The sequence below is a fragment of the Streptomyces luteireticuli genome, assembly GCF_041519305.1.
In the GTDB taxonomy this organism is placed as follows: domain Bacteria; phylum Actinomycetota; class Actinomycetes; order Streptomycetales; family Streptomycetaceae; genus Streptomyces; species Streptomyces luteireticuli.
Genome location: NZ_CP167927.1, coordinates 7,843,714 through 7,866,028 on the forward strand (window position 1 = coordinate 7,843,714; position 22,315 = coordinate 7,866,028).

Here is a 22,315-nt window from a genome sequence, read left to right on the forward strand (position 1 = left end):
CGGCACGCCCTCCCCCGGAGTTCCGCTCCGCCGCTGTTCCGCCGAACAGAGGGCCCCGCTGAACGAAGACAGACAAAGACGTCAAGGCATGAACGTTTCTCACACCGACGCCGCCGCGGGCGCCACCGCGCCGGGCGGCCGCGCCACCCGCGTGGGCGTACTGGTCACCGCGCTGCTCACCGCCTGCATCGCCTTCCAGCTCAACGCCAGCATGCTCAGCCCGGCGCTCAAGAGCATCGAGGACAGCCTCGGGGCCACCTCCGCCGAGATCGGGCTCACCCAGACGGCCTTCTTCACCTCGGCCGCGCTGTTCTCCCTCTTCCTGCCCCGCCTCGGTGACCTCCTCGGGCGCCGCAAGGTGCTGGTCGGGATGCTCGCCCTGATGGCCGTCGGCTGCGTGGTGGCCGCGCTGGCGACGAGCGTGCCGATGCTGTTCGTCGGCCGCGTGATCCAGGGCGCCTCCGGCCCCACCGTGCCGCTGTGCCTGATCATGCTGCGCCAGGAGGTCACCGAGCCCAAGCGCTACGGCACCCTGCTCGGCATGATCACCGCGGTCAACGGCGGTATCGCCGGTGTGGACTCCCTCGCGGGCGGTTACCTCGCCGACAACCACGGCTTCCAGTCGGTCTTCTGGGCGATGGCCGTCGTGGCGCTGATCGCGACCGTGATGGTGGCCGTCATGACCCCGGAGACCAAGGTCCCGGAGGCTCACCGGATGGACTGGCCGGGCGTCGCGATGCTGGTCGTCTCGGTCGGCGCGCTGCTCGTCGCGCTCAACGAGGCCGGAAAGCTGGGCGCCGCGAACTGGGCGATGGTCGGTGTCCTCGTCGCCGTCGCCGCGGCCGCGTTCGCCCTGTTCTGGCGGACCGAGGGCCGCACGCGCCACCCGCTGGTCTCCACCCACCACCTCAAGCAGCGCAGCACCTGGGCGATCCTGCTGACCACGGTGCTCACCATGACCGGTGTCTTCGCCGTGATGAACGGTCTGATCCCGTCCTTCGCCCAGGACGCCGGGGCCGGTCTGGGCATGACCGCCGAGGAGTCCGCCTGGTGGACGCTGACGCCGTACGCGCTGGCGGGCCTGGCCATGGGCCCGGTCGCGGGCCGGCTGGCCGCCACCCACGGCTACGGCCGCGTCCTGCGCTTCGGACTCGTCGGCTCGGTGCTGTCCGTCGTGCTGATGATCCTGACGATCCCGGCCCACTCGCGCGTCATGCTGCTGGTGACCTCGGTCCTGGTGGGCATCACCTACGCGGGTGTGGCGAACATCGTCCTCAACGGCCTGGGCATCGTCCTGTCCCCGAAGGACAACCCCGGCTTCCTGCCGGGGCTGAACGCCGGTGCGTTCAACCTGGGCGCCGGTCTGAGCTTCGCCGCGCTCTACGCGGTCAAGACGGCGACCGTGCCCGCCGACAGCTCGTCGGCCGAGGGCTATGTGACGGGCATGATCGCCGGCGTGGTGATCCTGGCCGTGGCCTTCGGGACGTCCCTGCTGATCCCGAAGCCCGTCGAGGCCGAGGCGCACGAGGACTGATCCCTCCCGGCACCGGATTCCTTCCCGGCATCGGATTCCCTCCCGGCACCGGAACGAGCCGGGGGCGGCCCGCACAGGCCGCCCCCGGCTCGTCCCGTACCCGCGGGACTCATGCCGCCGGGCACTGCTTCCAGGCGAAGCGGTAGAGCGTGCTGATGTTCCCGTCGGTCGAGTCCATCGCCAGGAAGCTGGTGGTGTGGGCGGTGTCGGAGGTCCCGGCGTCCACCCGCAGCTCGGTGTTGATGTTGAGGAACCGCATGGCCCCGCAGGGCGCGTAGACCAGGGCGTCGATGTCCGTGGAGTCGGACACCTGCCAGTTGTCGTTGACCGGGCCCGTGAACGGGTGGTTCACAAACGCGGTCTGCTGCATGCCCTGGAAGTAGTAGTTGGCCCGCTCCAGCCCCGCGGCCCCCTTCTCCAGGTGGGCGAAGCCGCGGTAGTCCGCCCTGGCGACCGCGTAGGTGAACCCCTGCGGGACGTGGACGTTCAGGCTGAGCTGGCAGTTCTTGCGCATGTCCGTCGGCTTGGAGCCGACGCCCACCTGGGCGACGTAGTCGCTGTAGGAGACGGTGAAGGCGGTGTTGTCCGGCGAGACGGCCACGTTGGCCGTCCCCGCGGGACATCCCGAGCCGTTCACGGTCACCACATCGATCACGATCTTGTCAGGCGGGGGCGTGCCGTACGGGTCCGCGGCCGCTCCGGGCGCCGCCGCCGCGAGCAGCACCGCTGCCGCGGCGCCGGTCATCGCCGATCTGAGCATGGGGCTCCCTCCCCTGCGCTGTGCGGGCGCCGGTCAGGGACATTGCTTCCAGGCGAAGTGGTAGAGCGTGTTGACGCTGCCGTCGGCGGAGTCCATCGCCATGAAGCTGGTGGTCGCCCCGGGGTCCGAGGTGCCGGCGCCGACGCGCAGCTCGGTGTTGACGTTGAGGATCCGCTGGGAGCCGCACGGGGCGTAGACGAGGGAGGCGACGTCCGTGCTGTCGGTGGTCTGCCAGTCGTCGCTGAGCGGGCCGGAGAAGCGGTGCGTCTGGGACGCCGTCTGCGACATGCCCTGGAAGTAGTAGCTCGCCTTCTCCAGGCCGTTGGCCCCGTTCTCCAGGTGGGCGAAGCCGCGGTAGTCGGCCTGGGCGATCGCGTATGTGAAGCCCTGGGGCACGTGGACGTTCAGACCGAGCTGGCAGTTCTTGCGGAAGTCGGTCGGCTTGGAACCGACGCCCACCTGGGCGAGGTAGTTGCTGTAGGAAATGGTGAAGGCGGTGTTGTCCGGGGCGACCGCCACCGCCGCCGTGCCGGCCGGGCAGCCCGAGCCGTTGACCGTCACCACATCGATCACGATCTTGTCGGGCGGGGGAGTGCCCTGGGTGCTCGCGCCCGCGCCCGGCGAGAACGCGGTGGCGAGGAGCGCCACGGCGGCGCTGCCGGTCAGGATGGATCTGATCATGGGAAGGCCTTCCGCTGCTGAGGAATGACGCCGGTCATGCCACCACTGGCAGAAGGTCATGTACAGGTCAGCTTTGGCCGACTCCGGCCACCCGTCCATAAGAAACCCGTCACCCTGGAGCCGGTGACTTGTTGAATCACGCATGATTGGCTCGGCACGCCGTACCCCCGCTCATCACCGCGAAGGAGCAGCGTGTCCACCGTCTGTCAGCCCGTGCTGTGCCTGCCCGACCACACCCTCGCGCTCGACGACGTCGTCGACCACATGGCCCGGCGGCACGCCGGGCACCCCAGGATCCGCACGGCGACCCAGCTCATGCGCAACACCTCCGTCCGCACCAGATCCCTCGTCGACCCCTTCGAGGAGGTCGTGCGCGGCAGAAGCTTCGGCGAACGGATGCGCCGCTACGCCGAGGCCGGCACCGACCTCGGGTCCCGGGCCGCCGAACGCGCCCTCGCCGCCGCCGGCACCACCGTGGACGAGGTGGACCACCTCCTGGTCGTCTCCTGCACCGGATATCTGCTCCCGGGGCTCGACGCCCACCTCGCCGCCCGGCTCGGCTTACGCCGCGGCGTACGGCGCCTCGCCTTCACCCAGGCGGGCTGCGCCGGCGGCGCCTACGCCCTGGCCCGGGCCCGCGAACTGGCCGTCGCCCACCCGGGATCGGTCACCCTCGTCGTCGCCGTCGAACTGTGCTCGCTCTCCTACCAGCCCGACGACGACCGGATCGCCTCTTTCGTCTCCACCGCGCTCTTCGGCGACGCGGCGGCCGCCTGCGTGGTGCGCGAGGACCGGCCCGGCCTGCGGCTGGAAAACGCCTACGAGGACCTCGCGCCCGGCACCCTGGGGCACATCTCCTACGACGTCGACGAGTCGGGCTTCCACTTCGACACCAACCCCCGGATATCCCGCGTGGTCGCCGAGGCCATGCCCGGCCTGCGGGACTGGCTGCGCCGCGAGACCTCCGTCCTCGCGCCCCAGCCCGACGTCCTCGTCAGCCACACCGGCGGACCGCGCATCATGTACGAGGTCAGCAAGGGCCTGGGCATCCCGCCCGCCCTGTTCGAGCTCAGCGGGAACTCCCTCGCCGAGCGGGGCAACACCGCGAGCGCCGTCGTCCTCGACGTCCTGGAGCAGACCTTCGCCACCCGGCCCCGGCCCGGCGCGCAGACCCTCGTCCTCGCCTTCGGCCCGGGCGTCACGACCGTCGCCGTGACCGGCACCTGGACGAACTGACGCCGCGTGCACGGGACATGACCGAGGGGCGGGACCCGTCCGGATCCCGCCCCTCACCGTCGCACCGGCCCTACGCCGGGGCCCGCACCGCGCCCTCGACGGCGCTTGCCGCCCGCGCGGCCGCCTCGGCGCGCCGGCGCTTGCCCGTCCGGATCGTCCAGGCGACCAGCAGCGCGACGACGACGGCCGGAAGCGCGTTGTTCACCACTACCATGACCCCGGTCGGCAGCACATAGGTCAGCACCACCCGCACCACCGCCTCCAGCAGGAAGGCGACGCCCCACACCGCGGTCATCACGTACTGGGTACGGCGGAACCCCGGGTACTGCCACAGCCCGTTCCAGCGGGCCAGGCCCTCCGGCGTTCCGTCGGTGGCGAACCGGCGGCCCAGGTAGAACATCAGCGGCCGCGGCAGCGCCAGGCTGCCCAGGTACACCAGCCCCAGCAGACCGGTGATCGCCGAGTCCTTGACGAAGACCAGCTCCGTCGAGTTGTAGGCCAGCGCGCTCAGCGCGCCGAGCAGCATCAGGGCCAGCATCATCACGCCGAACTCGTCCACCCGGCGCCGCACCGCCAGGGAGATCAGCGTCTCCACGACGGGCCACAGCGAGATCAGCAGCAGGGCGCTCACCTTGCTCACCCCGTGGTCCGTGAGCATCCCGTACGTCACGAACGGCAGGACCACGCCGAACAGGATCGACGGCCCCCAGTTCATCAAGGCCGACCCACCGGATCCGCGCCCACGCTCTTGCGTCATTCCCCCGTTGTTCCTTTATTTTGTGCTTACTCGAACAAGAGCGAGAGGTTAACAGACCGTCAGCGCGGCTACCGCCGCCGCCCGCACTCGGGACAGAACGCCGCCCCCTCGGGCAGCACCGCCCGGCAGCCCCCGCACTCCGTCCGCTGCGCCAGCTCCGTCCCGCACGCCGGGCAGAACCGCCCGCCGTGCGCCTCGGCCCGGCAGTGCGGACACACCAACTGCCGCGGCGTGCGCACGTCGTGCCCCTCCGCCTGCCGCTGCCCCTCGTCGTAGGCGCGCTGCGTCACCGCGTCGTTGACGCCGCGCTGCCGGGCGGCCAGCTGCTCGCCCGCGGTGTCCGGGGCACAGGTGAAGCAGAGCCCCTGATCCGGGTGCCAGCACCGGCCGCACACGTACGAGGCGCAGCGCGCGCAGCGGTTGAAGTGCCCCTCGGCCGCGGCGATGGCCCGCCGGAACGACGCGTCGCGCGCGGTGCCCCACCCCGAGTCGGCCAGCCCGCCCACGGCCGTCGAGACCTCGCTCACCGCCCTGCCGAGCACCCCGGAGGCGGCCCCGATGCCCTTGTTGAGCCAGCTCGCCAGCCGGCCGCTGCGGTACGGCTCGAAGGACGACCGCCAGGTGTCGTGGCAGCGCCAGCAGGAGAACTCGAACTGGAACCCCGCCGCCGTCCCGGAATGCTCGCACAGATCCCGGTAATTGCCGCCGAAATAGATCTCTTCGCCCATGGCGCGTCCCCCCGTGCTCCGATCGGTAGGCGCAGTGTGGCACAGCACGCGGACGAGGGTCGATCAGGGTGCGGAGGACCTGCGGGCGCGGATCTCCTCCGGTGTCGGACAGGCGTCCGTGAACTCGAAGTCCCGCAGCGTCGCCCGGTGTCGGCCCTGGAACCCGGTGCGCACGCAGTCGTCGCCCGCCACGGCGTTCAGCAGCCGGTTCGTCGCCGTCCGCACCCTGGCGACACCGGTCCGCAGCGCCATCAGGTGGTAGCCGCGCGCCACCGCCCGGGCGGGCAGGCCCGTCAGCCGCACCCCCAGCGGCCGGGAGACCGCGTCCGTACCGCCGAGGTCCACCACGAGCCCCAAGTCCTTGTGCGCATAGGGCCGCAGGGGCCGCCCGCGCGGCTGCGCCACCACGTTGTTCGCGGCCACCCGCCCCTGGCGCAGGGCGTGTTGGGCCGTGGGCGGGCAGACGGCCCCGCCGCCCGTCGCGACGTCCGGCACCGCCGCGGCGTCGCCGAGCGCGAAGACCCCGTCGAGACCGGGAACGGCCATGCGGTCGGTGACGACGAGACGGCCCCCGACGGTGTCCGCGCCGAGCGTGCCCACCAGCGGACTGGCCGCCACCCCCGCCGTCCGGACCAGGGTCCGGCACGGCAGCTCCCGCCCGTCCGTCAGCGTCACGCTCTCCCGCTCCACCCGTTCGACCGAGGTGCCCAGCGAGACCTCGACGCCGCGCCGCCGCGGTGGTGAGACGCTGCAGACAGGCGGCCGTCTCGGTGCCCGCGTAGCCGCCGCCCACCACGACGAACCGCAGCCGGGCGGCCCGTTCCGCCTCGTCCGCGGCGGCGTCGGCCAGGTCGAGCCGGTGGTCGAAGGGGGCCGTGAGCGTGATCCGGGCCTCGCCCGGCCGCAGCCGGCGCTCCAGGCGGCGGGCGCACGCGACTCCGGCGAAACCGCCGCCGGCGATGAGGATCCGAGGAGACGTCATGCTCCGGAGCATGCTCTCCCGGCGGGAGTTCAGTGCTCCCGTGCCGGACGGACCGCCCGGTCCGGCACGGGAGCGGGGATTGCTAGACCTCGTCGGCCGTCACCGGGGCGACGGGCGCGGGCGGTCCGTCCGGCACGGGGAACTGCTGGAGCTGGCGGGCGACGAGGGCGCCGACCCGGCCGGCGTCGGCGGCGGGCGGTACGGCGGACGCCTCGGCCCCGTCGTCCTCGTCGCTGCCGGCCAGGGTGTTCCACATGTCCTCGGCCGCCGCGACCACTTGGTCGAGTTCGTCGCGCAGCGCCTCCCACGCGCCCTCGCGCAGGGCGGTCTCGACACGGGAGAACGCACTGAGGAGCTCGACGTAGTCGTCGGCCAACTGCTCCTCTACCGGATCGGCCTCAACAGCGGGGAACACCTGAGCGATGGTGGACACACCTACCTCCAGCGGGAAAGTGCCATGGGAGTGGCGGGACGAAAACCCTCGACGCATGGTCGCGCGTCCGCCGGACCGATCAGGGGGAAAGACCCCATAGGGGACGGACAGATCACCCGCCCGGGTGCGGAGGGGCCGGGCCCGCCGCCGGGGTCAGTCGTCCGAGGTGCCTCCGTCCAGGGCGCTCGCCCCGTTGCCGGCGCGGTGCCGCGACGGGCGCAGCAGAGGGAGGGTGAGGTCGGCGACGACGCCCAGGACCGTGGCGGCGAAGACCGCGTAGGCGCGGGCGCGGCGGCGGTGGTCGGGCCGGAGGTTGGGCTGGGGCGTGGACGCCGAGGGCTGTGAGGTCACGTTCACCTTCTTTCTTTCTTCGATCGGAAATGATGGCGGTATGGACCTTTGGGTTCCGTTTCCATCACGCAACCTGTCACAAGCCCCGGCAACTGGGAAGATCATGCGAAGATTCCCCACCCGGCCGTGGAGAGGCCGGGATGACAAGGGGAAACTTCGTGAAATCAACGACTCTCAGATCCGCCGTGGGCGTCGTGGTGGCCGGCGCCGTGTCCGCCGTCCTGCTGCCCGCCTCGGCCGCGGGCGCGGCGACGCCGCGCCCCGCCACCGTCGACAAGGCCACCGCCGACGCGTTCGGCCGCGTCGCGGCCGCCGTGCTGACCGAGCGCACCGACGCGCTCGTGGACGGCCCGGCGCACCGAATAGCCGGCAAGGGCGGGCAGAAGGCGGGTCTTTCGGCCCGTATGGCCCGTACCGAGGGCTCCGACGTCTCGTCGCTGCGGACCCGCAAGAAGCGGCTGGCCGCCCTGGGCGAGGTGTACACGGCGGGCGCCACCAAGGTGTCCGTGGACGGCGTCCGGGTCACCGGGAAGCGCGCCACGGTGAAGGTCACCGAGACCACCACGTTCACCTACAAGAGGATCCGTGGTGACGAGCCGGCGTCGACCGGCTTCAAGGCCCACCACGAGCTGGGCTTCACCGCCGCCAAGGGCGGCCGGTGGGAGCTGACGGGCATCAAGGCCACCGACGACGGCCCCCGGGCCGTCAACGCCCCGGCCCCGAAGCAGGCGAAGGTGGCGGGCGTCGCCACGACGACGCCCAGCGCGCCCAAGGCCGACACCTCCTGGCCCGCCCGCGCGGTGCCCAAGCAGCGGACCTCCTACGACTACGCGGCCATGGCGGCGTACTCGGAGAAGTACTGGCGGAACTACAACCCCGACTACCGCAAGTTCAACGAGGCCGGCGGCGACTGCACCAACTTCCTCAGCCAGGCCCTGAAGGCCGGCGGCTGGAAGCCCGAGACCGGCAAGTCGGCGGACTACCGCAAGTGGTGGTACGACGGCAAGGGGCAGTCCGACAGCTGGATCGGCGTCAACGAGTGGTCGTGGTACGCGCTCAACTCCAAGCGCGTCACCCCGCTGGCCAACGTCTTCCAGATGGAGGTCGGCGACGTCCTGCAGATGGACTTCGACGGCGACGGGTCCAAGGACCACTCCATGATGACGACGTACCGCAGCCGTTACGGCATGCCGTACCTCACCTACCACTCGACGAACACCTACCGGAAGTCGATGGCGAGCATCCTGGCGTCCTACCCGGACGCGGACTACTTCGCCTACCGCACCTGACGGTCCGGCCCGTCCGGCCTCCTGGCACCAGGGGGCCGGACGGGCCCGGTGGTCCGCCTGTGATACTGGAGGTAGAACATCCGTTTTGGTGCCAGGGGGTACGAAATTGTCGACGAGAACCGTGCACACCGCGTCGGCTCTGGTCACCGTGGCCGCTCTCGCCCTCGGGCTGTCGGCCTGCGATTCGGGAGATTCCGGGAACAAGGCGGACAAGGCCGATGGCAAGGGCACGCCGTCCGCCTCCAGCGGGCCCACGGACGCCCCGAAGAAGGACAAGAGCAAGAAGAAGCCCGAGGAGAAGTGGGACGGCAAGGTCCGGGTCCTGGGCGACGGATCGACCTCCAACACGGGACCGCAGCCCAAGCAGCCCAAGCCCCGCAAGCTCAAGCCCGGTGAACGGCCGCCGCAGTTCGTCGTCTTCTCCTGGGACGGCGCGCTGGAGGGCGACGACCACCTCTTCTCGCACTTCCGCGAGGCCGCCAAGGCGAACGACGCCCAGATGACGTTCTTCCTCACCGGCACCTATCTGCTGCCCAGGTCCAAGGCGAAGATGTACAAGCCGCCGCAGCACAAACCCGGCGAATCCGCCATCTCCTATGCGACCGACGAGCACATACGGGACACGCTGGAACAGCTGCGGGGCGCCTGGCTGGACGGCAACGAGATAGGCACGCACTTCAACGGGCACTTCTGCGGCACCAAGGGCGGCGGCGACTGGAGCCCCGCCGAGTGGAAGAGCGAGATCGACCAGTCCTACTCCTTCGTCGAGAACTGGAAGACCAACACCGGCTACAAGGACCTGCCCCCGCTGCCCTTCGACTACAAGAAGGAACTCGTCGGCGGCCGCGCCCCCTGCCTGGAGGGCCAGAAGAACCTGCTGAAGACCGCCAAGGACTACAACTGGCGCTACGACGCCAGCTCGCCCGGCGACTTCCAGATCTGGCCCTCGCAGATCGACGGCATCTGGAACTTCCCGCTCCAGCTCCTGCCCTACCCCAGGAGCGAGAAGCAGGTCCTGTCCATGGACTTCAACTTCCTCTACAACCAGTCCGGCGACAACACCAAGGGCGACCCCAAGAAGTACGCGGAGTGGCGCAGGCTGACCCGCGACGGCTACCTCAACGGCTTCGAGCGCGTCTACAACGGCAGCCGCGCGCCGCTGTTCATCGGCAACCACTTCGAGGACTGGAACGGCGGCATCTATATGAAGGCCGTCGAGGACGTCATGAAGTCCGTCTGCAAGCGCGAGGAAGTGCGCTGCGTCTCCTTCAAGCAGGTCGCCGACTGGCTCGACGAGCAGGACCCCGAGGTCCTGGCGAAGCTGCGCGGGCTGGACCCGGCGCAGTCCCCGGACTGGAAGACCCTGGTCAAGTAGTCCCTGTGAGGGGCGCCGGGCCCCGACGGCCCGGCGCCCGGCCCTACTTGGCGGTCATGTACCGCGTCCACAGATCGAGTGGCAGGGAACTGCCCGCCGTTCCCTCGGGCGTTCCGCCGATGCCGTCCAGCGGCAGCAGCTCCTGCGTCTTCGGGTCGATCCGGGCGAGCGAGACCGCCGTCGACAGCGAGCCGCGGTAACCGACGAACCAGGCGGACTTGTTGTCCTGCGCGGTGCCCGTCTTGCCCGCCGTGCCCGCTCCCGCGGCCCGCGCCGGCTTCGCCGGGCCCTTGCGGACCGCCTCGCGCAGCGCGTCGTCCACGGCCCCGGCCACCTCCCGCGGCAGGACCTGGTCGGTCTCCGGCCTCTTCACGGGAACGTCGTCGCCGTTGCGCCGCAGCCCGGCGACCGAGTACGGCTCGGTGTGCCGGCCCCCGGCGGCGAACGTGGCGTACGCGTCGGCCATGCGGATGGCGCTGGGGGTGGACGTGCCGAGCGAGAAGGACGGCAGCTTCTCGCCGAGGCTGCTCTCCAGCAGGCCCGTCTGCATGCCCACCTTGCCGACCTCGTCCAGCCCCACGTCCATGCCCAGCTGCATCATCGGGGTGTTGACCGACTGCGCGACCGCGTCCTTGAGCGAGATCTTCCCCCAGGATTTGTCGCCGTCGTTGACCGCCTTCACGATCTTTCCGGACCGGTCCCAGTAGGGGCCCTCCGGGGTCTGGAGCGAGATCTTGTTGTTGCCGTCGTAGACCGTCGCCGGGGTGACGCGCGTACGGGGCTTGCCGCGTTCGCGCTGCACGCCGTCGCGCAGGGCCGCGGCGTAGACGAACGGGGTGAAGGCGCTGCCCGCCGGGACGACGGAGGAATTGGCGTCGTTGAAGCCCTGCTTGAGGTAGTCGGGCCCGCCGGACAGGGCGACGATGCGGCCGTCGGTGGTCACCGAGGCGGCGCCGATGCGCACATCGCGGTCGGCCGCGCGGCGGTCCGGGGCGAGACCGCCCCGCGCCTTCTCGACGGCCCGGGTCAGCGCGGCCATCCGCCGCTTGTCGAAGGTCGTGCGCACCTGGTAGCCGCCCCGCGCGAACTCCTGCTCGGAGACGTCGGAATGGGCGAGGAGGTAGGCGCGGGCCGTCTCGACGAGATAGCCGGTCTGGCCGGTGAGCCCGGTGGCCTTGGGCGGGGCGATGGGTTCGGGGAAGCGGGTGTAGCCGGCGCGCTCCTGCTGGGAGAGCTTTCCGGTCGCCACCATCCGGTCGAGCACCCACTTCCAGCGCTCCTCCGCGCGCTTGTGGTTCTCGGCGCCGACCGCCGGGTCGTAGAGCGCGGCCCCCTTGAGCAGGGAGGCCAGGAAGGCGCCCTCGCTCGCGTTGAGCTGGGAGACATCCTTGCCGTAGTAGGCGTGGGCGGCCCGCTGGATGCCGTAGGTGCCGCGCCCGTACCAGCTGGTGTTGAGGTACTGCTCGAGGATCTCGTCCTTGCTCAGCTTGTTGTCGAGCTTGATGGCGATGAACATCTCGGTGAGCTTGCGCGTGAAGGTCTGCTCCTGGTTGAGGTAGGCGTTCTTCACGTACTGCTGGGTGATGGTCGAGCCGCCCTGGGTGTCGCCGCCGCCGATCATCTTGGAGACGGCGCGGAGCATGCCGCTGGGGGAGACCCCGCTGTCGGAGTAGAACGTCTCGTTCTCCGCGGCCAGCGCCGCCCAGCGGACCTTCTCGGGCACCTTGTCCAGCGGGGTGTCCTGACGGTTGATCTCGCCGGTGCGGGCCATCTCGGTGCCGTCGGCCCAGTAGTAGACGTTGTCCTGCTGTGTGGCGAAGGCGTTGAGGTCGGCGGGTATGTCGGTGCGTATGTACATGATCGTCAGCAGGGCGGCGACGACGGTGACGGTGGAGCCGAACAGCCCCAGCGTCTGGCGCCACGACGGAACCCAGCGCCTGAACCCCGTCCGGCCCGGGCGCGGATAGGCCGGGCGGAACCGCGGCCCGCGGCGGCGGCGCCCGGTCCCGCGATGTCCGGTTCCGTGGCGGCCGGGCTCGCCGTGTCCGGCCTTGCGGCGGCGGCTGGAGAAGGGACGACGCAGCAGCGGGGGGAGGAGAGTCAGGGCATCCACTCTCTTGCGACGATCGCTCACGGACCGACCCTATGGGATGAAACTGAGAGCGGATGTTTGGATTCCAGTCCACGCATATTACGGTTCAGGGTCATTTGGCCTCAGTGGGCCGTGCGCTCCGTCCGCAAGGGCCGGACGGTCCCGTCCGGCCCTTGCGGCGGATCCCTTACGCGCGCTCCACCAGCGCACGCTCCCAGTGCTGCGTGTCCGCGTACTCCCGCATGCCGACGATCCTTCCGTCGCGGACCGTGAAGATGCCGGTGTTCTTCTGGTCGTACGCTCTGCCGGTCCGGCCGGTCGCCCAGGAGTCCCACTCGACGAGCACCTGCTCGCCCTCGCCGAAGAGGTTGGTGATCCGGATGCCGATCTCCCGGTCCGGGTCGAGGTGGGCGAAGGCGGTCGCCAGGAATCCGTCGATCACCCGGTCGCGGCCCTGCCACGTGCCCGAGATGGGGAGGTCGCCGCCGTACCAGCAGCTCCCGTCCTCGGCCCAGGAGTCACGTACCGTCTCCTGGTCGCCCGCCGCCAGCGCCTCGAAGTAGCGCCGCACCACGTCCTTGGGTTCCGTGCCGGTCATCGCCGATCCCCGTCCTCTGCTCGTTCCCGGCGGTCCCTCCGCCGTGTTCACAGTCAAGCCGCCGGGGGAGCGGCGGCCAACGGCCGCTTCGTGCGGGCAGTCATCGCGCATCGTGATCAATACGCCCTAGCGCTTACTCGGATCCGAGTAGTAGGGTCCGAGTGAATCGTCCGCTGCGACCGAACGGAGCGCGATGTCCCCCCGACGACCCGCCAACCCCCTGGCCCTCGCCGTCCTCGGCCTCCTCCTCGAACAGCCCCTGCATCCGCACGCCATGGCCACCGCCCTGCGCGAGCGCGGCATGGACCGGGCCTTCAAGGTGACCACGGGATCCCTCTACGACACCGTGCGGGCGCTGGCCCGCGACGGCTGGATCGAGGCGGACGGCACCGAACAGGTGGGCGGCCGCCCGGCCCGTACCGTCTACCGCCACACGCCCGACGGGCGGCGGCAGTTCACCGAGTGGCTCGACGAGCTGATCCGCGAACCGGCCGAGGAATACCCGAAGTTCGTCTCGGCCGTCAGCTACCTCGGCGCCCTCGGCCCGCAGCGCGCCGCACAGGCGCTGCGCGAACGGGCAGCAGCCCTGGAGACCCGGATCGAGGAGGGCGGACGCGCGTACCGCGCGGCCCGCGAGGAGCACGGAGCACCCCGGCTGTTCGTCATCGAGGCCGAGTACGCGCGGGAGATGGCGCGCGCCGAGCTGCGCTGGGTGCGCAGGACCGCCGAAGAGATCGAACAGGGCGCCCTGGAATGGCCGGAGAAGGACCGCCATGCCTGACGCCGACGTCCTGATCGTCGGAGCCGGACCCGCCGGGCTGGCGCTCGCTGGCGAACTGGGCCTGGCCGGGGTCCGCACCCTGCTGATCGAACGCGACCCGGCCCCGCCCGCCCGCTCCCGGGGCTTCACCCTCCACGCCCGCGCCCTGGAACTCCTCGACCGCCGCGGGCTCGCCGCCCGCTTCCTGGCCGAGGGCCCCACCGTGCCGAGCACCGCCTTCGTCGGCACGGCCCGCCTCGACCTGGCCGCCATGCGCACCGGCCACCCCTACGTCCTGGGGATCTCCCAGACCCGGGTCGAGGAACTCCTCACCGAGCGGGCCACCGGGCTCGGCGTCCGCATCCTGCGCGGCCACCGCCTCACCGCCCTGCGTCAGGACGACGGCGGGGTGACGGCCGAAGTGGCGGCACCGGACGGGCCGTTGCACCTGCGCGCGCCCTGGCTCGTCGGCTGCGACGGCGGCCGCAGCGCCGTCCGCACGCTCGCCGGCATCGCCTTCCCCGGCACGCCCCCGCGCCGCTTCACCCTGGCCGGGGACGTGGTCCTCGCCGACCCCGGGGCCCTCCCCTTCGGGGTGACGGGCGGGGTGTTCGCCGTGCCCCGGCCCGGATTCGTCCGCCTGATCACCGCCGACCCCCGGCCGCCGGAGGACCGGGACGAGCCAGTCACACCGGCCGGTTTCCGGCGGGTGGTCGACGCGGCGCTGGGGCGGCACCTGGAGATAGCCGAGTTCCGGTGGCTGACGCGGTTCGGGGACGGCGCCCGGCTCGCGGAACGGCTGCGGCACGGCCGCGTCCTGCTGGCAGGCGACGCCGCGCACGTCCACCCGCCCGCCGGTGCCGTCGGCGTCAGTGCGGCGGTCGACGACGCGGTGAACCTCGGCTGGAAGCTCGCCCTGACCGTCCACGGGCAGGCCCCCGACGGCCTGTTGGAGACCTACCACACCGAACGGCACGCGGCCGGAACGGCGTTGCTGCGCAGCACCCGCGCCCAAGCCGTGCTCAACCGCGAAGGCCCCGAGGGCGAGGCCCTGGCCCCGGTGCGCGAACTCCTCGCCCACCTCGCGACGTCCGAGGACACGGCCGGCCCGCTCGCCGAGACCGTCACCGCCGTGGGCACCCGCTATCCGGCCCCGGGCAGCAGCGGCCACCCCTGGGACGGCCGCATGGTGCCGGACGTCCCGCCGGCGGGCGAGGGCCTGCTGCCGCTGCCGGCGCGCACGGGCGGCGGGGTGCTGCTGGTGGACGGCGAGGAGGAACCGGCGGTCGCCGCCCCCTGGGCGGACCGGGTCGCGGTCGCCCGTACCCGGCCCGGCGCCCTGCCGGGCGTCCGCGCCGTCCTGGTCCGGCCGGACGGTCACGCCGCCTGGACGGGAACGCCCGGGGACGGTGCTCTCCGCGAGGCCCTCGCCCGCTGGTTCGGCCCGCCGGGGCCGGGGGAGTTCAGCGGCGCGCGTCCGAACGCGGGCGCTGCAGGGTGAAGGTGTCGACCGGCGTGAGGTCGCCGTGGGGCCCGTCGAACGTGTAGTAGGTGACCCGCATCCGCGTCAGGCCGTCGCGGCCGTCGCCGGGATCCACGTCGAACGCGGCGAAGCCGCGGTTGTACTTGCGGTCCTGGACGGCCGCCCACGGCGCCTCCTCGGGGATCCACACCGCCTCGCGGTGCCCGGAGGAGGACTTGTCGTCCTTGAGGCCGACCAGGACCCGGGCCCGGGGCGTGTCGAAGAGGTCGTCCTGGCTCGTGGCGATGTTGCCGCCGGCGCCGATGACCATGTGGACGGTGCCCTTGCCCGTGTCGATCAGATCGGTGCGGGTGGAGACCGGAACCGGCGTGCGGGCCTCGTTGGGGAGGGTGCCGCGCACCGGGTGCGACCGCTCGTAGTGGTGCTCGTGCCCGCTGACCACCAGGTCCACCCCGTACGCGTCGAACAGCGGGCCCCAGGCCCGGCGCACCCCCAGGTCGCTCCCGGCGCTCCGGTGGCTGGAGATCATCGGCTGGTGCATGCACACCACGATCCAGTCGACGCCCCGGTCCGCCCGGGCGGCCTTCAACTCGCGCTCCAGCCAGCGCCGCTGGGCACCGCCGGAGTAGCCGCTGATGTAGGTGTCCCCGCCGTCCTGAATCGCCACGTCGTCGTTGGCGAGGCTGATGAAGCGGACGCCGCCGACCGTGAAGGCGTACCACATGCCCCGGGTCTCCTCGTCGGAGGAGGCGGACGAGGAGGGCAGCGCGAAGTAGGTCTGGTAACCGGCGGCGCCGATCGGGCCGTTGTCCTTCTCGTTCTCGTGGTTGCCCGCGCACGGCATCCACGGACGCAGCCGGGTGGAGCGGCTGTTGTTGATGAACCAGTCCGCCCAGGTCGCCACCCGGCTGGTGCCCCACGCACCGGCGATCGCCGCGTAGCACAGATCGCCGTTGACCAGGTTGAACAGGGGCGCGACCCGCTCGACGGCGGAGACGATGTCCGCCGAGGCGGGCGAGCCGACCTGGCTGCTGGTGTGCAGCGGATAGCGGTTGACGGGGGAGGGGACGCCGTCCGGCAGGTGGACGACCCGGCGCAGATTGGGCGTCGCCTGGTCGCCGAAGCTGGTGAAGGTGAAGGCGGCGCGGCCGCGCGGCGCCGTGGTGAACGAGCCGGTCTCCGGGGACGCGCCGTCGTGCCCGGCCGTGTAGAGGTACGTGGTCGAGGGGCGCAGACCGGTGACCCGGGCGTGGTGGACGTACACCTCCTCCTTCGACAGCCCGTCCCGGTACGTCCGCGTCTCGGCGTCGACCACCCGCCCGCCGTGCCCGCCCCCGGGCGAACCGAGCCGCACCTGCGGCCGGCGGACCGACTGCGGGGTGATCCAGGAGACGGTCATCTCGGAGGACGGGTCCGAGCCGAACTGCAGGTGGACGCCGAGCACTCCGGGCGCGCCCAGCCGGTGCGGCCTGCTCTGCAGCAGCGGCCCGGCCGCCGGTGCCGCCGGGGAGGCGGAGGCTTCCCCGGCGGCACCGGCGACGAACGGGACGGCGGCAGCGGCCGACGATCCCTTGAGCACGGATCTACGCGTGATCGCCATGAAACACCCTGTTCCTGTGGGGGAGTTGGTGGTGGAGGGCACTGTAGGTGATCAGGGTGCGATCCGGCCATGATCAAAAGAACACTGCGTCAGGAGTGGCCGGCAGCAGTGGGCAGCGGTCAGTAGCGCAGGGCGTAGGCCAGGCGCCGCCGCCAGGAGGCGGCACGCTGCGCGCTGTGGTGGCGCGCGTCGGCCTCGATGAGCTCCCGGGCCCGGCGCACCCGGTCCTCGGCGACGGCGATGGCCTCGTCCAGGGGCATCACCAGCGGGAGTTCGAAGATCTCCACGATGCGCTCGACCCGCTCCCGTACGGAACCGCCCACGACGTGGTAGGGGATCTCCATCTCCTCCAGGGTCTCGACGAGCAGGGTGTCCGAGAGCCTCCGGAACCGTTCGGACACCGGCCGGTGCCCGTCGGGCCGCAGGGGGAACTCCACCGGGAGGTGGACGTAGGCGTCGTAGACGCGCTTCGCCCGGTCCTTGACGATCCGCCCGTAGGCGTTCATGTACCCCTGGTAGAAGGGGCGGGAGGGCAGGCCCGCGACGGTCTTGACGGCCCGGTGCAGGAAGCCCGCCCCGGGGTTGATGCCGGCCCGCATCCGCGCCTCGCCGTAGATCCACTCGTGGATGACGGAGCCGTCGGAGACGAAGGGGCCGGGCCCGGACTCGTTGTGGATGCGTTCCTCCAGCCGGCGCAGGCCCAGCATCAGCAGCTCGTCGGCGTTCAGTTCCTGCACCTGCTTGCCGGGCACCAGGTCGAGGAGGATCTCGCGCGAGGTCATGGCGTGGGTGCGCGGGATGCCCGTCGCCACCGAGACGGCCTCGGTGGTGGTGCTCTTCCCGCTGGAGTACGTGCCGGATATGGCGAGACGGAGGCCGCGAGCGGTCTCCGGCGCCGGTTCGGATGTCATGGGTTTCCTTCCGGGTGCTGGAGAGAAGGCGGTGGGACGGGCGTTCACGCGGCGGCCCCCGGGCGCGGCCCGGCCCCGCCCGCGGCGTGCGCCAGGGCCGCGGCGGCGGTGAGGGCGATCTCCGCGAACAGCTCCTCCCGCGTGGGCAGTCGGCCCGGGACGGGCGGGCGGTGCGCGGGCCGTGCGCGGCCGGCCGGCTCGTCGCCGGGGTCCGCGGTCACCGTCGTGCCCCCGCCCGTTCCGCCGCCGCGGGGCAGGCCGTCGCCCTGCCGAAGGTCTGCTGCACGACCGCCGCCAGATGCCCCGGGGTGAGGACCGCCGAAGGGCGGCGCCGCGCGAACCGGATCCGGGGCTGCCCCGGCGCCGGTTCCCCGTGGTCGAGGAGGAGGGGCGGCAGCAGCGCAGCGGGCCGGCGGGCGAGGAGGGCGTCCGTCCGGGACAGGAAGTCCGCGCCGCGCCGACGGTGCTCCGCCGGCAGCCAGTCCAGGAACGGGACGGTCAACTCCACCACCTCGGCCCCGGGTTCCGCCGCCACGCCCAGGGCCGCGCGCAGCGGCTCCGGCGCGTGCTGCCACTCCTCGCGCAGGACGGGAACGGCCGCCGCCCCGTCGAGGACGACCAGCAGCGGGCAGCCGCACGCCAGATGGGCCGAGAGCTGCTCCCGGTGCCGGCGCTCCGGCCACAGGCCGCACGGAATCCAGGTGCCGCCGCCCCGGTGGTGCCACAGCAGGCGCTGCGGCCCTTCGCGGACGACGACGGCGTTTCCGCAACGCGTCATCGGTGTCGGTGTCATGTGCTGTCCCCCGTGAGTTCTTCCGCGTGCTGTCCGCCCGCACGGGCCGTTCCCGCCCGCACGGAAATTGCGCGCCGCGCAATGACGGAGCGGATCCGTGCAGGAATGCGGGAGGAATATGAAACGGTGTTTGAATACCGCGCGGTCAGGCCGCCCTGTGCGCCGGCAGCCGGTGCGCCACCGAGAACGAACCGTGAATGCCGCGGAAATCGTCGACCGCGCAGTCGGTGGTCCGCCACAGCCCCCCGTCCCACGACAGGAGGCGGTTGTGCGTGGCGCGCGCCCGGACGTCGAAGGGCCCGTCCACCGGGCGCACCGGGGTGTCCGTCCCGATGGTCATGCGGCGCATCCACAGCGTGTTGCTGCCGGCGCGGTCGAGCCCGTCCTGCGCGTACAGCAGCGCCTGGGCGAGCTGGGCGGCGCCCACCAGCCCGTCGACGACGGTCACCGACGGCGCGTAGGCGGCCTCCAGGCCGTGGCGGACGGGCGGCGCGTCCGCACGGCGGACGAGCCGCTGGCGGGCCCGTACCCGCCGGTGCGTCAGATCGACGGCGACGTCGCCGGCCACGTGCCGGTGCGCCTTGTGCGCCGCGCCGTACACCCGGGAACCGGCAGGTCCGAGCACATCGGTCACGGAGCCGAAGACATGGGCGTCCGGCCGGTCCCCGCCGGTGCGGGCGCCGCGCTCGTGGACGAGGACGCAGCGGGCCCTGAGCCCGCCGACCCGGCAGTCGTAGGTGCTGTGCAGCGGCCCCGGCTCCCCGTCCGGGGCGGGACGGCTGTCCGCCAGCCGGCCGCGGACCGGGAAGTCCGACAGCGTCTCGTGCGGCCGGCTGCCCGCTCTGACGTCGGCCGACCGCAGCCACGCGCGGCCCAGTTGGTCCGGCGTCAGCCCGTGCGCGGTGCTCAGGTGCACCTCGCAGAGCGTGACGGCGAGGAGCAGGACGTCGATGCTGCTCACATGCGGACGCAGCTGCGGGGCGGCCGACTTGCGGGACCAGTCCCGCGGGTAGTCGAGCGTCGCCCAGGCGTGGATCTCCGCGCCCGGCGCGGTCGAGCCGTACGAGACGATGTGGTCGAGGTGCTGCGACACGCGGGTGTATCCGCTGCCGAAGAAGCGCGATTCCCCCGGGCCGAGGCAGGCGTCGAAGGAATCGAAGAGCAAGAGATTCTGATTCATTTCCCCCGTGGTCCTTTCCGCAGTGCGGCAAAGCGCACGTATAGGCAGGACGGTGATGCGTGTTCGAACAGGCTAGCACGGGGGAAAGATCGAAAAAGGAAGCCGCCCGGTGCTTCCGCGGCGAATGGGCGGCGGTATTTCGCGGAATTATTTATTCGGCATGAAACGTTCCGCGCCGCGGAGCGCGGCCGCCCAGGTCGGGCCGGTCCGCGGTCATTCGCAGGCGATGACCCGGGGCCACTGTCCGGCCAGCAATCGGCCGAGAATCAACCTGAGTTGCTCGCGGTCCTCCTCCGGCGCGCCGGCGAGGAACTCCCGCTCGACCGCGTCCACGGCCGCCCCGGCGGCGGCCAGCACGGCGCGGCCCCCGTCGGTCAGCCGCAGGATGTAGCGCCGCCGGTCGGCCGGGTTGCGCCGCCGCTCCAGATGGCCGTTGCCCTCCAGCTCGTCGACGAGCGCGACCATCGTCGTCGGGTCGAGGTTCAGCAGCCGGCTCAGGTCCTGCTGCGAGAGGTCGTGGCCGCCCTCCAGGGCGGCCAGGACGTAGAAGTACCGCATGCGCAGGCCCTGTTGTTCCAGGGCCCGGTCCGCCTCCTGCATCAGCAGGGTGCCCGCCTTGTGGAGCAGATAGCCGGTCCGGTGGACCAGGGGGAAGTCGAGTCCCGGGGCGTCCTGCCGGGCGGGTGAGGGACGAGGTGACATGGCGGACCGTTCCGGAGCAGTAGGGGAGGGGGCGGACCCATTATCACCGGCGGGCGCCGGGCGGAGCTCCGCCGGTCACGGCCCGCTCTCGACGGCCGCCGGCACGCCCTCGGGAGCGCTGTCGCCGTACGGGGTACGGCCGTTGGCGGCGGCGGGCTCCTCCTCCCGGGTGTCCAGCGCGCTCTCGTGCAGGTCGCGGGTGCGGATGGCGGCGAAGCCGACGATCGCGCCGAGCACGGCCAACGCGGCGCAGGCGAGCACGACTTCGGTGAGCCCGTCGGTGAAGGCGGTGCGCGCCGCCTCCTCCAGCCGCGCGGCCAGCGCCGGGTCCCGCACCGAGCGGGCCGCCTCCGCGCCCCCGCCGGCCGCGACCGCCCGGCCGAACTCCTCGGCCCGCGGCCCCAGGGCGTCCGCCGCCGCGGAGTGGGCGAACAGGTGCGTGACGCGCGACTGGAACAGCGCGCCGAAGGCCGCGATGCCCACCGCGACGCCCACCTGCTGGAAGGTCTCGCCCACCCCGGAGGCCATCCCGGCCTTGGACGGCTCGACCACCGCGATCGACAGCGACGCCCGCGGGGGGTTGAACAGGCCCATGCCCAGGCCGATGCCGAACATGCTGGGCAGCAGCGCCGTCCATGCGCTGTCCGCGTCCACCAGGGTCACCAGCGACAGGCCGGCGGCGATCAGGGTCAGGGCGGTGCCGACGAGCACGCGCTGCGGCACGCGCGTCGTCAGACCGCCCGCGAGGGCGGCCGCCACGAAGAGGCAGAGGGTCAGCGGGAGGAACCGCACCCCGGTGTCCCAGGCGGAGAAGCCCATCACGTTCTGGACGTAGGAGATCTGCAGGAAGATCGCCGACATCGTCGCGGCGCCGCACAGCAGCGTCACGGCGGATATCCCGTTGAAGGTGACGTTGCGGAAGAGGGCCAGCTCGAACATGGCCCGTTCGCCCAGCCGCCGTTCGATCCGCCAGAAGACGACGAACAGCGCCACGGAGACGGCGAACATGGTCAGGATCGGGACGCTGTCCCAGCCCTGGGCCTCGCCGCGCAGGAAGCCCAGGACCAGCAGGCCGAGGGCGGTGGAGAAGAGCAGCAGGCCCCGCCAGTCCACGCTGCGGGCCCGCGGGTCCCGCGACTCGCGCATCCGGGCCGTCCCCACGGCCAGGGCGGCCAGGCCGACCGGCACGTTGACGAGGAAGATCCAGCGCCAGCCGATGCCGTCCGTCAGCCCGCCGCCGATGAGGGGGCCGAAGGCGATGGCCAGGCCCACGACGCCGCCGAAGATCCCGAAGGCCCGGCCGCGGTCCCTGCCCCGGTACTCGTGCCCGATCAGGGCCGGGCCGATGGCGAACAGCACGGCCCCGCCGATGCCCTGGACGCCGCGCGCCGCCGACAGGAAGAGCGCGTCGGGGGCCGTCCCGCAGGCGAGCGACGCCAGGACGAAGATGACGAACCCGGCGTTGAACACCTTCTTGCGGCCGAGCCGGTCGGCCAGTGAACCGGCCGTCAGCAGGAAGACCGCCAGCCCGAGCGCGTAGGCGTCCAGGACCCATTGGAGCTGGGAGAAGGACGCGTCGAACGTGCCGCGCATGTCGGGCAGGGCGACGTTCACCACGGTCAGGTCGAGCATGAGCATGAACGTCGCCGCGCAGACGGCCGCGAGCGTCCATCCGCGGCCGCCTGCGGGCCGCGTCGGATCGATGTGCTGGGACATGGTTTCCCCCGGGTGCGTGTCCGCTCCGCTCATTGATTTCTGAATCAAATCATCTGCAATGCCGATGATTTGTGGAGCATACCATGGAGAACCCCGACGGAGTCGGCCGTGCGTTCCCTCAACTCGGCGCGGAGCATGGTGATTTGACCTGGCCCTCGTCCTGTCGCCCGGCGCCGCGCCGGCGGTGGCCGCCACCCCCGGCGGGAGGCCCATCGCCGAGTCCGCGGAACAGCTCTCGGCGCTCACCCTCCGCTGATCCGCGTCACGCCGCCTCCTCACCCTTCCCAGGGAAAGCCGCAAAGAGGGAAAATCCGTAAAATCCCTATCGGATCAGTTCGGCCGGAAGAACCCCGC

General features: G+C 71.9%; 21 protein-coding genes and 1 pseudogene. 6 read left to right on the plus strand and 16 right to left on the minus strand.

Features of this window, described 5'->3' with window-relative positions; all coding sequences use genetic code 11:
* Positions 1-88: 88 nt before the first annotated feature.
* Positions 89-1,534: an MFS transporter gene (locus AB8735_RS35185; protein WP_344031591.1), complete on the plus strand. Its 1,446-nt coding sequence runs from the start codon at positions 89-91 to the stop codon at positions 1,532-1,534.
* Positions 1,535-1,643: 109 nt separating this feature from the next.
* On the opposite strand, the gene AB8735_RS35190 is transcribed toward AB8735_RS35185, so the two are convergent.
* Positions 1,644-2,294 carry a DUF4360 domain-containing protein gene (locus tag AB8735_RS35190; protein WP_344031593.1) on the minus strand — a complete coding sequence of 217 codons (651 nt, stop codon included), beginning with the start codon at positions 2,292-2,294 and terminating at the stop codon, positions 1,644-1,646.
* A 33-nt stretch (positions 2,295-2,327) separates the two neighbouring features.
* A complete protein-coding gene (locus AB8735_RS35195; protein WP_344031595.1) occupies positions 2,328-2,975 on the minus strand; it encodes a DUF4360 domain-containing protein in 648 nt (215 codons plus the stop codon).
* 192 nt (positions 2,976-3,167) lie between these two features.
* Between AB8735_RS35195 and AB8735_RS35200 the strand changes: the two genes are divergently transcribed.
* A complete protein-coding gene (locus AB8735_RS35200) occupies positions 3,168-4,211 on the plus strand; it encodes a type III polyketide synthase (protein ID WP_372411706.1) in 1,044 nt (347 codons plus the stop codon).
* A gap of 70 nt (positions 4,212-4,281) precedes the next feature.
* Here the strand turns inward: AB8735_RS35200 and AB8735_RS35205 are convergent, their stop codons facing one another.
* From AB8735_RS35205 to AB8735_RS35225, 5 genes and pseudogenes are all read right to left on the minus strand, one after another.
* Positions 4,282-4,968, minus strand: coding sequence for a VC0807 family protein (locus AB8735_RS35205; RefSeq protein ID WP_372411707.1), 687 nt, complete (start codon positions 4,966-4,968; stop codon positions 4,282-4,284).
* A 68-nt stretch (positions 4,969-5,036) separates the two neighbouring features.
* Positions 5,037-5,696 (minus strand): zinc ribbon domain-containing protein, encoded by a 660-nt coding sequence (locus AB8735_RS35210; protein ID WP_344031601.1) that lies wholly within the window; start codon positions 5,694-5,696, stop codon positions 5,037-5,039.
* A gap of 63 nt (positions 5,697-5,759) precedes the next feature.
* Positions 5,760-6,678: pseudogene (locus AB8735_RS35215) on the minus strand (NAD(P)/FAD-dependent oxidoreductase).
* Between the two features lie 82 nt (positions 6,679-6,760).
* Positions 6,761-7,111 carry a hypothetical protein gene (locus tag AB8735_RS35220; RefSeq protein WP_344031603.1) on the minus strand — a complete coding sequence of 117 codons (351 nt, stop codon included), beginning with the start codon at positions 7,109-7,111 and terminating at the stop codon, positions 6,761-6,763.
* A gap of 153 nt (positions 7,112-7,264) precedes the next feature.
* Positions 7,265-7,462, minus strand: coding sequence for a hypothetical protein (locus AB8735_RS35225; RefSeq protein WP_372411708.1), 198 nt, complete (start codon positions 7,460-7,462; stop codon positions 7,265-7,267).
* Between the two features lie 158 nt (positions 7,463-7,620).
* Between AB8735_RS35225 and AB8735_RS35230 the strand changes: the two genes are divergently transcribed.
* Positions 7,621-8,751 (plus strand): amidase domain-containing protein, encoded by a 1,131-nt coding sequence (locus tag AB8735_RS35230; protein WP_344021679.1) that lies wholly within the window; start codon positions 7,621-7,623, stop codon positions 8,749-8,751.
* Positions 8,752-8,857: 106 nt separating this feature from the next.
* Positions 8,858-10,126, plus strand: coding sequence for a hypothetical protein (locus AB8735_RS35235; RefSeq protein WP_372411709.1), 1,269 nt, complete (start codon positions 8,858-8,860; stop codon positions 10,124-10,126).
* A 43-nt stretch (positions 10,127-10,169) separates the two neighbouring features.
* Here the strand turns inward: AB8735_RS35235 and AB8735_RS35240 are convergent, their stop codons facing one another.
* Together AB8735_RS35240 and AB8735_RS35245 are read right to left on the minus strand one after the other, a co-directional pair.
* Positions 10,170-12,260: a transglycosylase domain-containing protein gene (locus tag AB8735_RS35240; RefSeq protein ID WP_372411710.1), complete on the minus strand. Its 2,091-nt coding sequence runs from the start codon at positions 12,258-12,260 to the stop codon at positions 10,170-10,172.
* Positions 12,261-12,405: 145 nt separating this feature from the next.
* Positions 12,406-12,816, minus strand: coding sequence for a nuclear transport factor 2 family protein (locus tag AB8735_RS35245; RefSeq protein ID WP_344021675.1), 411 nt, complete (start codon positions 12,814-12,816; stop codon positions 12,406-12,408).
* 193 nt (positions 12,817-13,009) lie between these two features.
* Between AB8735_RS35245 and AB8735_RS35250 the strand changes: the two genes are divergently transcribed.
* Together AB8735_RS35250 and AB8735_RS35255 are read left to right on the plus strand one after the other, a co-directional pair.
* Positions 13,010-13,597: a PadR family transcriptional regulator gene (locus AB8735_RS35250; protein WP_372411711.1), complete on the plus strand. Its 588-nt coding sequence runs from the start codon at positions 13,010-13,012 to the stop codon at positions 13,595-13,597.
* Positions 13,590-15,077 carry an FAD-dependent monooxygenase gene (locus AB8735_RS35255; protein WP_372411712.1) on the plus strand — a complete coding sequence of 496 codons (1,488 nt, stop codon included), beginning with the start codon at positions 13,590-13,592 and terminating at the stop codon, positions 15,075-15,077. Before AB8735_RS35250 ends, AB8735_RS35255 begins: the two co-directional genes overlap by 8 nt.
* On the opposite strand, the gene AB8735_RS35260 is transcribed toward AB8735_RS35255, so the two are convergent.
* The 7 genes from AB8735_RS35260 to AB8735_RS35290 form a co-directional block, all read right to left on the minus strand.
* Positions 15,040-16,659 (minus strand): purple acid phosphatase family protein, encoded by a 1,620-nt coding sequence (locus tag AB8735_RS35260; RefSeq protein WP_372411713.1) that lies wholly within the window; start codon positions 16,657-16,659, stop codon positions 15,040-15,042. The genes AB8735_RS35255 and AB8735_RS35260 overlap by 38 nt on opposite strands.
* A gap of 119 nt (positions 16,660-16,778) precedes the next feature.
* A complete protein-coding gene (locus AB8735_RS35265) occupies positions 16,779-17,570 on the minus strand; it encodes an AAA family ATPase (protein ID WP_344021669.1) in 792 nt (263 codons plus the stop codon).
* A gap of 44 nt (positions 17,571-17,614) precedes the next feature.
* The gene (locus tag AB8735_RS35270; RefSeq protein ID WP_372411714.1) at positions 17,615-17,791 is read right to left on the minus strand and encodes a hypothetical protein; all 177 of its coding nucleotides are present in this window, start codon (positions 17,789-17,791) and stop codon (positions 17,615-17,617) included.
* Positions 17,788-18,348: a hypothetical protein gene (locus tag AB8735_RS35275; RefSeq protein ID WP_372411715.1), complete on the minus strand. Its 561-nt coding sequence runs from the start codon at positions 18,346-18,348 to the stop codon at positions 17,788-17,790. The genes AB8735_RS35270 and AB8735_RS35275 overlap by 4 nt, the downstream gene beginning before the upstream one ends.
* A 160-nt stretch (positions 18,349-18,508) precedes the next feature.
* The gene (locus AB8735_RS35280) at positions 18,509-19,543 is read right to left on the minus strand and encodes an AvrD family protein (protein ID WP_372411716.1); all 1,035 of its coding nucleotides are present in this window, start codon (positions 19,541-19,543) and stop codon (positions 18,509-18,511) included.
* 213 nt (positions 19,544-19,756) lie between these two features.
* Positions 19,757-20,245: a MarR family winged helix-turn-helix transcriptional regulator gene (locus AB8735_RS35285; protein WP_372411717.1), complete on the minus strand. Its 489-nt coding sequence runs from the start codon at positions 20,243-20,245 to the stop codon at positions 19,757-19,759.
* 75 nt (positions 20,246-20,320) lie between these two features.
* The gene (locus AB8735_RS35290) at positions 20,321-21,961 is read right to left on the minus strand and encodes an MFS transporter (RefSeq protein ID WP_372411718.1); all 1,641 of its coding nucleotides are present in this window, start codon (positions 21,959-21,961) and stop codon (positions 20,321-20,323) included.
* Between the last annotated feature and the right edge of the window lie 354 nt (positions 21,962-22,315).